The following is a 12,476-nucleotide window of genomic DNA, read 5'->3' on the forward strand; positions in this document are numbered from 1 at the left end:
GGTGTTCGGCTGTGAAGCCCCGGGGTGGCGGGGTTACCCAGGCTGGGAGCGGTTCGACGGTCATGTTCAGCGGGTGTGGGGGTGTAGTGCTGCGTCTGCGGTGGCGCGGGTGAAGGCGGTGAAGGCGGCGGGGGAGACGGTGAACGCCGGGCCGTCCGGGCGCTTGGAGTCTCGGACGGCGATCCGGTGGGGGAGGTCCGCCACCTCGACGCATGCGCCGCCGTCATCACCGCTGTGGCTCGACTTCCGCCACTCGGCGCCGTGGATTGCTGCGCACTCGACGCATTCGCCGCTCTCGTCGTCGCTGTAGCTGGACTTACGCCAGATCGTCGCCTTCGGGGCCAGGTCCATAGCGCTGCTCCATGATGTGGGAGATGAACTCCGCCGACTTGTCGGGCGGCAAGCCAGCCGCCTGCAAAAGATCGTAGCGAAGGAAGCGGTCTCTGCACTTGACTGGATCGATGGTTGCCAAACCCTCGCCGTACACCTCGGAGTACACCAGGTCCGGCTGGTCGTCGTAGGTGAAGAGAGTGAAGGCTCCCATGCCGCCAGCATGCATGCCAGCGGTGAACGGCAGGACTTGAATGTGCACGTTGCGACGCTTCTGAAAACTCAACAGGTGGCTCAGTTGGGTCCGCATCGTCTCCTTTCCGCCAACCTCCTGACGAAGAACGCCTTCGCCGAGAATCATCCAGCACAGGGGCGGTTCCTCCTTGCCCAGGATGTGCTGACGCCGTAGGCGTCCTTCAATCCGGCTCTGCAGGTCTTCCTCATGCATGACGGACAGCACGGCGTGGGCGTACGCCTCGGTTTGCAGCAAGCCGGGAACGAGGATTGGCTGGAAGGCCAAGATGCGCTTGGCGTTTGCCTCTAGCTCGGCAACTTGTTGCAGCTTGATGGGCAGCCTGCTCCGCTCGACCAGTTCCCAGAGTCGGATCAGGGCGCCGTCCGCGCCCAGGGCCGCGTCGAAGCGGGGGACGTGTTCGGACTTGGGGGTCTTCGTCGCTGTCTCCACCTGGCCGATCATGGAGCCGGTGAGGAAGACGATGGCGCCGAGTTGGTCGAGGGTCAGGCCGGCTTCCTCGCGCAGGCGGCGGAGTTCGGAGCCGAAGTAGTGGAGTGGGGAGGCGCCTGGGTCGAGGCGCTTGATGTTGGGCATACGGACTCACCCCGTTTGGGAGTTGTGTTCACGCCGTAGCCCAGGGTAGTGGAGTCGGGGCAATCTCGGTATGTGAACGTGATTCTCGAATACTTCGACTTCCCGCCGCAGCAGTACCGGATGGAGCTGACGGTTGGTGATCATTCACCGCGTCATGTGCGGCGCATCGTGCGGACGTACCTGCGGACGTGGGGCATGGCCGACGTGCGGGACGCCGTGGAGCTGGCCGTGAGCGAACTGCTGACGAACGTGCACCGGCACGTCGCGGACCGCTGGTGCCGGGTGACCGTCGTCAAGCTGCACCAGGGGGTGCGGGTGGAGGTGCACGACCGCGAGGCCGCGCACCCGGTGGCGCGGGAGGCGGGAGCTGAGGATGAGACCGGGCGCGGCCTGGCGATCGTCGCCCTCGTCACCGACCGGCACGGCGTGACCCCCGGGGCCGAAGGCAAGACGGTGTGGTTCGAGTGCGGCAAGGGGGTGAGGGGCGTGGTGGGGTAGGCGCCGCGTGGCGCGGGCCACGTCGGGGATGCGTATACGGGGGCGGTGCCCTTGCCCCCGTGACGCGTCCCCCGGGACCGCTACCCGTGAGTATGCGGCTTCTGCCAGCCGCCTTGCGTGCCGGGTGCGCGGTGGACGGCCCCGCCCCGGCCGCGTCTCCGGCCCCGCCCCGGCCGGAGCAGGGGAGGCCCGGGGCGCTTCGGCGGGCGCGGGCGGCCCGGAACCGGATGCGCCTTCGACGGACGTCCGGGCGCGAGATATCTTGATGTCGAGCAATGTTGCAGACGTGGAGCGGAGAGCACCCGGTGACAGACTCGACCATCATCTACACGCACACCGACGAGGCCCCGGCGCTGGCGACGTACTCGCTGCTGCCGGTGGTCCGGGCGTACGCCGCGACGGCCGGGGTCCGGGTGGAGACCCGCGACATCTCCCTCGCCGGACGGATCATCGCCAGCTTCCCCGAGTACCTCACCGAGGAGCAGCGCATCGAGGACGCGCTCGCGGCGCTCGGTGAGCTGGCGAAGACCCCGCAGGCGAACATCATCAAGCTGCCGAACATCTCGGCGTCGATCCCGCAGCTGAAGGCCGCGATCGCCGAGCTGCGGGAGCAGGGCTACGCGCTGCCCGCCTACCCGGACGAGCCGAAGACCGACGAGGAGCGCGAGATCCGCGCCCGCTACGACAAGGTCAAGGGCAGCGCCGTCAACCCGGTGCTGCGCGAGGGCAACTCCGACCGCCGCGCCCCGGCGTCGGTGAAGAACTACGCCCGCAAGCACCCGCACCGCATGGGCGCGTGGTCGGCCGACTCCAAGACCAACGTCGCGCACATGAGCGGTGACGACTTCCGCTCCACCGAGAAGTCGGCGGTCATCAAGGACGCCGGTGCGCTGCGCATCGAGCTGCACGGTGACGACGGTTCCACCACCGTGCTGCGTGAGTCGGTACCGGTGCAGGCGGGCGAGATCGTGGACGCCGCCGTGCTGCGCGTCGCCGTGCTGCGCGAGTTCCTGACCGAGCAGGTGGCCCGGGCGAAGGCCGAGGGGGTGCTGTTCTCGGTGCACCTGAAGGCCACGATGATGAAGGTCTCGGACCCGATCATCTTCGGTCACGTCGTGCGCGCGTTCTTCCCCAAGACGTTCGCCGCCCACGGGGAGACGCTGGCCAAGGCCGGGCTGACGCCGAACGACGGACTCGGCGGCATCCTCAAGGGGCTGGAGGACCTGCCCGAGGGCCAGCAGATCAAGGAGTCCTTCGAGGCCGAGCTGGCCGAGGGGCCTGAGCTGGCCATGGTGGACTCCGACCGGGGCATCACCAACCTGCACGTGCCCAGCGACGTCATCGTGGACGCGTCGATGCCCGCGATGATCCGCACCTCCGGCCACATGTGGGGTCCGGACGGCGACGAGCACGACACGCTGGCCGTCATCCCGGACAGCAGCTACGCGGGCATCTACCAGGTCGTCGTGGACGACTGCCGGGCCAACGGCGCCTACGACCCGGCCACCATGGGCTCGGTGCCCAACGTCGGCCTGATGGCGCAGAAGGCCGAGGAGTACGGCAGCCACGACAAGACGTTCGAGATCCCGGTCACCGGCACCGTCCGCGTCACCGACGACTCGGGCGCCTGTGTGCTGGAGCACACCGTCAGCGAGGGCGACATCTGGCGCATGTGCCAGACCAAGGACGTCCCCGTGCGGGACTGGGTCAAGCTCGCCGTCACCCGCGCCCGCGCCACCGGTGACCCGGCCGTGTTCTGGCTGGACGAGGGCCGCGCACACGACGCGAACCTGATCGGGAAGGTCAGGCAGTACCTCCCGGAGCACGACACCGAGGGCCTGCGCATCGAGATCATGAAGCCGGTCGACGCGATCGCCTTCTCGCTGGAGCGCATCCGGCGTGGCGAGAACACCATCTCCGTCACCGGCAACGTGCTGCGCGACTACCTCACCGACCTGTTCCCGATCCTGGAGCTGGGCACCAGCGCCAAGATGCTCTCCGTCGTCCCGCTGATCAACGGCGGCGGCCTGTTCGAGACGGGCGCGGGCGGCTCGGCCCCCAAGCACGTCCAGCAGCTGGTGAAGGAGAACTACCTGCGCTGGGACAGCCTGGGTGAGTTCCTGGCGCTGGCCGTCAGCTTCGAGCACCTGGCGCAGACGACGGACAACGCCCGCGCCCAGATCCTGGCCGACACCCTCGACCGGGCGACAGCCACGTTCCTGGACGAGAACAAGTCGCCCTCGCGCAAGCTCGGCGGGATCGACAACCGGGGCAGCCACTTCTACCTCGCCCTGTACTGGGCCCGGGAGCTGGCCCAGCAGACGGCCGATGCCCAGCTCGCCGAGGCGTTCTCCGGGCTCGCCCGCACGCTGGCCGAGCAGGAGCAGGCGATCGTGGACGAGCTGGTCGCGGTGCAGGGCTCCCCGGCCGACATCGGCGGCTACTACCACCCGGACGACGCCAAGGCGTCCACCGTCATGCGCCCGTCGCAGACGCTGAACACCGCGTTGTCCGCACTCGGCTGACGCGGCCCGGCGCGGCCCCGCGCTGACCCGGCCCGGCGCGCCGCGCTGACCCGGCCCCGCGCGGCTGCGCGGACCCCGCCCCGGCAGGCCCCGGCCCGCCGGGGCGGACCCGTGTCCGCGGCCGGGACAGGCTGTCTCAGCCAGCGGGCACCCGGCGGGGAGGGCGCGGCGCACACCGTACTCTGGGTGCCGTGACCGTGAACGCTGAGAGCAGCACCCCCATCGCCGACACCTGGCGAGACCTTCCCGCGGCGCAGCAGCCTGACTACCCGGACGCCAAGGCTCTGCGCGATGTGATCGCCGAGCTGGAGTCCTATCCTCCGCTGGTCTTCGCCGGTGAGTGCGACCAGCTCAAGGAGCGGCTGGCTGCCGTCGCGCGGGGTGAGGCGTTCCTGCTCCAGGGCGGCGACTGCGCCGAGGCGTTCGACGCGGTGTCCGCCGAGCACATCCGCAACAAGCTGAAGACGCTGCTCCAGATGGGCGCGGTGCTGACGTACGCGGGCTCGGTGCCCGTCGTCAAGGTCGGGCGGATCGCCGGTCAGTACAGCAAGCCGCGCTCCAAGCCGACGGAGACGCGCGACGGTGTGACGCTGCCCACCTACCGGGGTGACTCGGTCAACGGGTTCGAGTTCACCCCCGAGGCCCGCACCCCGGACCCGCAGCGGCTCAAGCGCATGTACCAGGCGTCGGCCTCCACGCTGAACCTGGTGCGCGCCTTCACCACCGGCGGCTACGCCGACCTGCGCCAGGTGCACGCCTGGAACCAGGACTTCGTCAAGAGCTCGCCGTCCGGGCAGCGCTACGAGGCCGTGGCCCGCGAGATCGACCGCGCGATGAACTTCATGCACGCCTGCGGGGTGGACCCGGAGGAGTTCCGCACGGTGGAGTTCTACGCCTCCCACGAGGCGCTGCTGCTGGACTACGAGGCCGCGCTCACCCGCGTGGACTCCCGCACCGGCCAGCTGTACGACGTCTCCGGGCACATGGTGTGGATCGGTGAGCGCACCCGCCAGCTGGACGGGGCGCACATCGAGTTCGCGTCGAAGATCCGCAACCCGATCGGCGTCAAGCTCGGCCCGACGACGACGCCTGAGGACGCGCTCGCGCTGATCGAGAAGCTGGACCCGGAGCGCGAGCCCGGCCGCCTGACGTTCATCGCCCGCATGGGCGCGGACAAGGTGCGCGACCGGCTGCCCACCCTGGTGGAGAAGGTGACGGCCTCCGGCGCCCAGGTGGCCTGGGTGAGCGACCCGATGCACGGCAACACCTTCGAGGCCGCCTCCGGCCACAAGACGCGCCGCTTCGACGACGTGCTGGACGAGGTCAAGGGCTTCTTCGAGGTGCACAAGGCGCTGGGCACGCACCCCGGCGGCATCCACATGGAGCTGACGGGCGACGACGTCACCGAGTGCGTGGGCGGCGGCGACGAGATCTTCGTGGACGACCTGCACCAGCGCTACGAGACGGCGTGCGACCCGAGGCTCAACCGCAGCCAGTCCCTGGACCTGGCCTTCCTGGTGGCGGAGATGTACCGGCACCAGTGATGCCGTCCTGGCGGGTCAGCCGGTCAGTGCGGGGCTGACCCGCCCGGTGGCGATCACCGTACGCAGCGCTGTGGGGCGCGGGTCACATCGATCCGCGCCCCACCAGTCTTTTCCGCACCCCCAGCGGAGGGTAAGGTTAGGTTAACCTTATTGATCTACGGCCCCCGTGCGGAGGTGAACGCGTGTACGTCTGCTCGTGCTTCGGTGTCACCGAACAGCAGGTGCGTCAGCACGCGGACGCCGGGGCGTGCACCCCCCGGCAGATCGCCTCAGCCTGCAAGGCGGGCACGGACTGCGGCTCGTGCGTCCGCCGCATCCAGGGCATCCTCGGCCGTGGCGCCTGCCCGCGCCGGGAGCTGGTGGACCAGGGCGTCCCCGCCCTCGCCGCCGCCCCGGCCCGCACCGCCGACGTCTCCGCCGCCGCTGCCCCGGCCGCGCCTGTGGCCGCTCCGCCCGTGGCCGCTCCGGCCGCCGGGCCGCTTCCCGCCGCCGTCCTCACGTCCGCCGTGGCGATGGGGCCGGTGCTGCGGCAGGCCCGCGAGGCCGCCTGAGCGGCACCCCGCGCGCCGACACACGGCCGGGTCGCAGTCCTCGTCGTCATCGTCGCGCGGCTCACGCCTCGTCGGGGGAAACCTGCTCGATCTGCTGGGCGATGTACAGCGACTCGCCGATCTTCTCGATCAGCTCCAGCTGCGTGTCCAGATAGTCGATGTGGTGCTCCTCGTCCGCGAGGATGTCCTCGAAGATGTTCGCCGAGGTGATGTCGCCCTTGGTACGCATGACCTCGATGCCGCGCCGCAGCCGGTCGATGGCCTCGACCTCGATCTGGCGGTCCGCCTGGAACATCTCGGTGATCGACTGCCCGACGCGGACGTGGAAGAGCCGCTGGTAGTTCGGCAAGCCCTCCAGGAACAGGATGCGGTCGGTGAGCCGCTCGGCGTGCTTCATCTCGTCGAACGACTCGGCGCGCGTATAGGCGGCCAGCTTCGTCCAGCCCTTGTGCTCCTGCAGCTTGGCGTGCAGGAAGTACTGGTTGATCGCCGTCAGCTCGGCGGTCAGCTGCTCGTTGAGGAACTCGATAACCTCGGGGTCGCCCTGCATGCCGAAGGGCTCCTTCCAGCGCGAAGATCGGTCAGTGGTGCGCCGCATCCTCGCACCGCGCGGGCGATGCGTCCAGTAAGTGAAGGCTTACCGAATTGCCCGAATCCCGGGGGCTGGTCGGGGGTGTGGCCAGCGCGGCGGAGCCGGTCTGTCACCATGGAGACATGGGTCAGCCGGAGAGCCGCGCAGCACAGGACGCTCAGCTCCCACCGGGACAGCGGCTCCAGCGCGGCTGGCCGGTGACGCACTACGGGCCCGTGCCGAAGTTCCGGCCCGAGCGCTGGGAGTTCCGCGTCTTCGGAGCCACCGCCGACGGCGACAAGCGCTGCTGGACGCACGAGGAGTTCTCCGCGCTCCCGTACGAGACGGTCACCGCCGACCTGCACTGCGTGACGAAGTTCAGCATGCTCGGCGTCGAGTGGGGCGGCGTCCGCGCGCGTACCGTCCTCGACCTGGCCCCGCCCGCGCCCGATGTCACGCACGTGATGGTGTGGGCCGAGTACGGCTACAGCGCCAACCTGCGCCTGACGGACTTCCAGGCCGCGCACACGCTGTTCGCCACCCACCGCGCCGGGGAGCTGCTGACCGCCGAGCACGGCTTCCCCGTCCGCCTGGTCGTGCCGCACCTGTACGCCTGGAAGGGGCCGAAGTGGGTGCGCGGGGTGGAGTACCTGACCGCCGACCGGCGCGGTTTCTGGGAGGAGCGCGGCTACCACAACCTGGGCGACCCGTGGCACGAGCAGCGCTACTCCTACCAGGAGAAGCCGGGGGAGGGCCCGGAGCTGTAGACCCGGCTTGGACGCCGCGCGCGGCGCCCGGTGGAACCGGACGCCGCGCGCGGGTGCTGGTGGCGCTGGGAAGTGCTCATCCGGCCCAGGGTCGCAGGGTCGGATGGGTACCGGGCCAGCAGGTGGCTCAGTACGCGCTCCACACGTGGTCGATGGAGCCGTAGCGGTCGGCGGCGTAGTTGCAGGCCGCGACGATGTTGGCCACCGGGTCGTACTGGTCGTGCGCGGTCCCCTCGACGTGGTAGGCGTCGAAGGTCGGCTTGATCACCTGGAGCAGGCCGATGGAGGGCACGCCGTTGCGGGCGTTGATGTCCCAGTTGTTGATGGCGTTCGGGTCACCGCTGGACTCGCGCATGATGTTCCACTTGATGCGGTCGTAGGAGCCCGGGATGTCGTGCTTGTCCATGATGGACATGGCCTCACGAATCCAGCCGTCCAGGTTGTTCGGATACTGCTGGGGGGCCTCGGCGGCCTTCGTGGCCTTCGCCGGAGCCTTCTTCGCGGCCTTCGGGGCCTGCTCGGCCTTCTTCGGCGCGGCCTGGCGCTTGCTGCGGTCGGCGGCGGCCTGCTTCTCGCGCTCCTGGGCCTTCGCCTCGGCGGCCTTCTCGGCTCCGGCGGCGGCGTGCTCCTGCTGCTCGCGCACCTCGTCCAGCTGGCCGTGCACACCCTGCGACAGCACCGCGCTGTTCGCCGGGCCGTCGGCGACGACCGCGCTGTCCTGCGCGGAGCTGCTGGTGGGCACCAGGGTCAGGGCGACGGCGGCTGCGGCGGCGCCGGATATCGCGACCGCGGAGTGGCGCTGGTCGCGGGTGAGGTTCCGGGCGAGGGCCGGAACGTCACGCAGGTGGCTGGGAACCTCGCGCAGGTGGGCGGGGGCCTGTCGCAGCTGGCCGGGGACGTTCTTGACCTTGGCGAGGTTGGCCTGAAGCTCCCGGAGGTAGCCGGGAAGCTCGTTACGGAGGTGCTCCGGGATCATGCGGAGCTCGGTCGAAATCTTGGATTCCGGCTTGATGCTGGGCATGCGGGATGGAACCTTCCAGATCGCTGAGTCGCAGGCCTGAGCGGCGCGGAGCCGTTCACGTCCACGGCTGCCTTGCGACGTGAAGCATTGTTAGCGGCCGAAAATCGCGCTGGCAAAGGTGTGACGTACTACGGAGCTTCGTGGAAGCTTCCCCCGGTTGCGGCCTCACTGGGCGCCCATCATGGGCGACATGTCCACTAAGGCCGGTCGTAAGTGACGTGGCTCCTATGCGGCGGATCACAGCCGCCCCGGGTTTGCGCAACGCTCGGCCATTGCGTTCGCACGCGGCGTGAACCCGCCGTGCACCCCCGCTGCCCCGGTCCCGTCCCTCCCGGAACCGGAACCCCGGGAGCGACGTCGCCGCTGTCTGCCCACCCCCCAGCCAACGCAGGGAGGCGCCGTCAAGGCGGGCCGACGTCAGCCCGCCTTGACGGCGCCTCCCTGCGGGGTCAGCGCACCCAGATGGTGATCTCGGAGCCCTTCGGGGCGCGTTCGCCGCCGTCCACGGACTGGTTGAAAACCTCGCCGGTGAAGAAGATGCGCCGCACCGTCACCTCGAAGCCCGCCGCTTCCAGCGCCTCGACGGCCGCGTCCTCGCCCTGTCCCACGACATCGGGGACGGTCACCATCTCAGGCCCTTTGGAGATCGTGAGGGTGACCGCGTCGCCACGGGCCACCGTCGTGCCCGCGGCCGGGGACTGGGCGGTCACGGCCCCGGCGTCCAGCTCGGAGTGGACGCGCTCGTCGGCGAAGCGGACCGTGAAGCCCGCTTCCTCCAGCACCTGGCGCGCGTCCTCGCGGTCGGCGCCGGTGACGTCCGGCACGTTGACGGGCTGGCCCTTGGAGACGGTCAGCTCCACTCCGGTGCCGGGGCGGTGCTCCGTACCGGCGCGGGGGTCGGTGGAGACGACCGCGCCGCGCTCCACGGTGTCGTCGAACTCGCGGGTGACCGTCGTCGGCTCCAGGCCCGCCTCGGTGAGCTGTTCCCGGGCGTCCTCAAGGGGCACGCCCGCCAGATCCGGGACGGCGACGACCTCGGGACCCTGGGAGACCGTGAGCGTCACCGTGCCGTTGTTGCGGACGCGCTCGCCGGGCTCGGGATCGGTGCGGACGACCAGGCCCCGGTCGATGGTCTGGCTGAACGCGCGCTCCACCTGGACGCGCAGGCCCGCCTCGGCGAGCGACCGCTCGGCCTCCGCCTGCGGCAGCCGCAGCACGCTGGGGGTGCGGGTGAACTGCCCGGAGTTGATGTACCAGACGCCGGAGCCGACGCCGAGGAGCAGGAGCAGGACGAGACCGACGAGCAGGACCGGGGAGCGGCGGGCGCGGGTGCGGGCGCCGCGCCGCCCGGTGTCGGCGGGCAGCGGCGCCGGGTCGGCGGGCGGCACCGGCGGCAGCACGCTGGTGCGGTTCAGCGCGTCGGGGGCTTCCGGCGCGGTCGCCGGGACGCGGGGCAGGACCGCCGTCGCCTCCTCGCCCGCGCGTCCGGGCGCTCCGGGGTATGCGTCGGGACGGGCGCCGGGCGGCAGCGCGTCCAGCTCCGCGTCGCTGAGCGCGGCGCGGACGGCGTGCAGCTCGGCCAGCAGGAGCGCGGCGTCCGCCGGGCGGGCGGCGCGGTCGCGGGCGGCACCGCGCGCGACCAGCTGGTCCAGCGCGGGCGCCAGCCCGGGGACGGCGGCCGACGGCGGCGGCACGTCCTCGCGCAGGTGCTGGTAGAGCACCTGCGCGGGCGTGGTGCCGGGGTGTGGCTTGGCGCCGGTCAGCATCTCGTAGAGCATCACGCCGCAGGCGTAGACATCGGCCGTGGTGTCGGCCACGCCGTGCTCGATGTGCTCCGGCGCGAGGTAGGAGACGGTGCCCATGACCGACGTCGTAGACAGCGAGGTTTGCGCGTCCACCGCGCGGACCAGGCCGAAGTCGGCCACCTTCACCCGGCCGTCGTCGCCGATGAGTACGTTCTCCGGCTTCATATCCCGGTGCACCAGGCCCGCCCGGTGCGCGGCGCCGAGCCCGGCCAGCACCGGTTCGAGGATGTCCAGCGCCGCGCGCGGCTGGAGCGCGCCGCGCCGCGCCAGCACGTCCCGCAGCGTGCACCCGGCGACGTACTCCATCGCCAGGTAGACGTACGGGCCGTCCTTGCCCTGGTCGAAGACGCTGACCACGTTCGGGTGGTCGAGCCGGGCGACGGACCGGGCCTCGCGGATGAAGCGCTCGGTGAACGAGGCGTCGTGCGCGAGGGAGGGGTGCATCACCTTCAGGGCGAGCACGCGGTCCAGCCGGGTGTCCACGGCCCGGTAGACCGTCGCCATGCCGCCGGCCGCGATCCGCGCCTCCACGCGGTACCGGTCGTCGAGCACGTACCCGATCATCGGGTCCTGAAGGGTCGTATCCACGCAGGCGAGTCTACGAGCCGCGCCGTACCGGCCCGCCGGAATGCTGCCGTACTGCAGCAGAACGGTGACCGGGTGAACGCTCACGGCCGCCAGACGGCTACCCTCCGCGCAGTACGCGGCCACCCACAGACGCGGTGGCCGCCCGCAGAGCCGGCGACGGCCACGCTCCGGCGCGGCGGCGGCTGCCCGCCGGTGCGGCGGCTACCCACCGGCGCGGCGGGTCAGAACGCCGGGCGCTCCGGGTCCAGTTCGGCGACACCCTCCTGCGGCGAGGACGCCAGGGCGAAGTGACGGCGCGGGATGCGGCCCGCGCGGTGGGCCAGGCGACCGGCCTGTGTGGCGTGCCGCATGGCGTGGGCCATCAGCTCCGGGTCCTGCGCCCGCGTCACCGCCGAGGCGAGCATGACGGCCGCGCAGCCCAGCTCCATCGCCAGTGCCACATCGGAGGCCGTGCCCGCCCCCGCGTCGAGGATGACGGGGACACCGGCCCGCTCGGTGATGAGCTGGAAGTTGTGCGGGTTGCGGATGCCCAGGCCGGAGCCGATGGGCGAGCCGAGCGGCATGATCGCCGCGCAGCCGACGTCCTCCAGCTTGCGGGCGAGCACCGGGTCGTCGTTGGTGTAGGGCAGGACGGTGAAACCGTCGTCCACCAGGGTCTCGGCGGCGTCGAGCGTCTCCACCGGATCGGGCAGGAGGGTGCGCTCGTCGGCGATGACCTCCACTTTCACCAGGCTCGTGCCCAGCGCCTCCCGGGCCAGGCGCGCGGTGAGCACCGCCTCGCCCGCGGTGAAACACCCTGCGGTGTTGGGCAGGGTGCGGATGCCGAGCCGGTCGAGCACGGAGAGCACCGAGCCGTGCGTGCCCGGATCGACGCGCCGCATCGCGACGGTGGTCAGCTCGGTGCCGGAGGCGGTCAGCGCCCGCTCCAGCACGTCCAGGCTGGGGGCCCCGCCGGTGCCCATGATCAGCCGCGAGGTGAGGGTGAGGTCACCGATGCGCAAGGGGTCGGCGGGACCGGGCTCGGGGTGCGGGGCGTCCGGCTCGGCGGACGGGGCGTCCGGCTCGGGGTGCGGGGCGTCCAGTGTTCCGGCGGCTGGCCGCCCGGCGGGCAGCGTCGCGGGGTCCGGCATGATCAGCCTCCTTGGACTGCGGTCAGGACCTCCACCCGGTCACCTTCGCCGAGTGGGGTGTCGGCCCAGCGGCCGCGCGGCACGACCGTCTCATTGACGGCGGCGGCGACGCCCGCGGGCGCGGAGGTCAGGGTGGCGACGAGGGCGTCCAGCGTCAGCCCGTCCGGCGCCTCGCGGCGCTCACCGTTGACGCGGATGTTCATGCGGGAAGCTCCTGTGGGGCCGGGGCGGACGCGGACGCCGGGCCGGAGGCGCCGCCGCCCGGGTGGGGCGGGGTGCTCGCGCGCGGCGACGCGCCCGCGCGCGGCCCGGCGCCC

Annotated in this window: 12 protein-coding genes; 5 read left to right on the plus strand and 7 right to left on the minus strand. The window is 71.3% G+C overall.

Features of this window, described 5'->3' with window-relative positions; all coding sequences use genetic code 11:
- Positions 1-66: 66 nt before the first annotated feature.
- Positions 67-351, minus strand: coding sequence for a DUF397 domain-containing protein (locus tag JJV70_RS06045; protein ID WP_219046657.1), 285 nt, complete (start codon positions 349-351; stop codon positions 67-69).
- A complete protein-coding gene (locus JJV70_RS06050; protein ID WP_219046658.1) occupies positions 317-1,159 on the minus strand; it encodes a helix-turn-helix transcriptional regulator in 843 nt (280 codons plus the stop codon). Before JJV70_RS06050 ends, JJV70_RS06045 begins: the two co-directional genes overlap by 35 nt.
- A 72-nt stretch (positions 1,160-1,231) precedes the next feature.
- On the opposite strand from JJV70_RS06050, the gene JJV70_RS06055 reads away from it, so the two are divergent.
- The 4 genes from JJV70_RS06055 to JJV70_RS06070 all read left to right on the plus strand — a co-directional run bounded on the left by JJV70_RS06055 (position 1,232) and on the right by JJV70_RS06070 (position 6,277).
- Positions 1,232-1,657, plus strand: coding sequence for an ATP-binding protein (locus JJV70_RS06055; protein ID WP_308294693.1), 426 nt, complete (start codon positions 1,232-1,234; stop codon positions 1,655-1,657).
- A 305-nt stretch (positions 1,658-1,962) separates the two neighbouring features.
- The gene (locus JJV70_RS06060; protein WP_219046659.1) at positions 1,963-4,182 is read left to right on the plus strand and encodes an NADP-dependent isocitrate dehydrogenase; all 2,220 of its coding nucleotides are present in this window, start codon (positions 1,963-1,965) and stop codon (positions 4,180-4,182) included.
- 191 nt (positions 4,183-4,373) lie between these two features.
- Positions 4,374-5,726: a class II 3-deoxy-7-phosphoheptulonate synthase gene (locus tag JJV70_RS06065; RefSeq protein ID WP_219046660.1), complete on the plus strand. Its 1,353-nt coding sequence runs from the start codon at positions 4,374-4,376 to the stop codon at positions 5,724-5,726.
- Positions 5,727-5,908: 182 nt separating this feature from the next.
- The gene (locus JJV70_RS06070; protein ID WP_219046661.1) at positions 5,909-6,277 is read left to right on the plus strand and encodes a bacterioferritin-associated ferredoxin; all 369 of its coding nucleotides are present in this window, start codon (positions 5,909-5,911) and stop codon (positions 6,275-6,277) included.
- A 61-nt stretch (positions 6,278-6,338) separates the two neighbouring features.
- Here the strand turns inward: JJV70_RS06070 and bfr are convergent, their stop codons facing one another.
- Entirely contained in the window at positions 6,339-6,827 is a 489-nt protein-coding gene (bfr, locus tag JJV70_RS06075; protein ID WP_219046662.1) for a bacterioferritin, read from the minus strand.
- 164 nt (positions 6,828-6,991) lie between these two features.
- Here bfr and JJV70_RS06080 point away from each other — a divergent pair, with 164 nt between their 5' ends.
- The gene (locus tag JJV70_RS06080; RefSeq protein ID WP_219046663.1) at positions 6,992-7,615 is read left to right on the plus strand and encodes a sulfite oxidase-like oxidoreductase; all 624 of its coding nucleotides are present in this window, start codon (positions 6,992-6,994) and stop codon (positions 7,613-7,615) included.
- A 127-nt stretch (positions 7,616-7,742) separates the two neighbouring features.
- Here the strand turns inward: JJV70_RS06080 and JJV70_RS06085 are convergent, their stop codons facing one another.
- From JJV70_RS06085 to thiS, 4 genes are all read right to left on the minus strand, one after another.
- Positions 7,743-8,636: a transglycosylase SLT domain-containing protein gene (locus JJV70_RS06085; protein WP_306823405.1), complete on the minus strand. Its 894-nt coding sequence runs from the start codon at positions 8,634-8,636 to the stop codon at positions 7,743-7,745.
- Positions 8,637-9,085: 449 nt separating this feature from the next.
- Positions 9,086-11,029: a Stk1 family PASTA domain-containing Ser/Thr kinase gene (gene pknB / locus JJV70_RS06090; protein ID WP_374227252.1), complete on the minus strand. Its 1,944-nt coding sequence runs from the start codon at positions 11,027-11,029 to the stop codon at positions 9,086-9,088.
- A 221-nt stretch (positions 11,030-11,250) separates the two neighbouring features.
- The gene (locus tag JJV70_RS06095; RefSeq protein WP_306823406.1) at positions 11,251-12,159 is read right to left on the minus strand and encodes a thiazole synthase; all 909 of its coding nucleotides are present in this window, start codon (positions 12,157-12,159) and stop codon (positions 11,251-11,253) included.
- Between the two features lie 2 nt (positions 12,160-12,161).
- Complete coding sequence (thiS, locus tag JJV70_RS06100; RefSeq protein WP_219046664.1) at positions 12,162-12,362, minus strand: sulfur carrier protein ThiS; 201 nt, start codon at positions 12,360-12,362, stop codon at positions 12,162-12,164.
- Positions 12,363-12,476 lie beyond the last annotated feature (114 nt).

This window comes from Streptomyces sp. JJ66 (assembly GCF_019303495.1).
In the GTDB taxonomy this organism is placed as follows: Bacteria; Actinomycetota; Actinomycetes; order Streptomycetales; family Streptomycetaceae; genus Streptomyces.

Coding starts and splice junctions, on each gene's coding strand:
- thiS (WP_219046664.1), bottom strand. CDS start 12,362: ATGAACATCCGCGTCAACGGTGAGCGCCGCGAGGCGCCGGACGGGCTG.
- JJV70_RS06095 (WP_306823406.1), bottom strand. CDS start 12,159: ATGCCGGACCCCGCGACGCTGCCCGCCGGGCGGCCAGCCGCCGGAACA.
- JJV70_RS06085 (WP_306823405.1), bottom strand. CDS start 8,636: ATGCCCAGCATCAAGCCGGAATCCAAGATTTCGACCGAGCTCCGCATG.
- bfr (WP_219046662.1), bottom strand. CDS start 6,827: ATGCAGGGCGACCCCGAGGTTATCGAGTTCCTCAACGAGCAGCTGACC.
- JJV70_RS06050 (WP_219046658.1), bottom strand. CDS start 1,159: ATGCCCAACATCAAGCGCCTCGACCCAGGCGCCTCCCCACTCCACTAC.
- JJV70_RS06080 (WP_219046663.1), top strand. CDS start 6,992: ATGGGTCAGCCGGAGAGCCGCGCAGCACAGGACGCTCAGCTCCCACCG.
- JJV70_RS06045 (WP_219046657.1), bottom strand. CDS start 351: ATGGACCTGGCCCCGAAGGCGACGATCTGGCGTAAGTCCAGCTACAGC.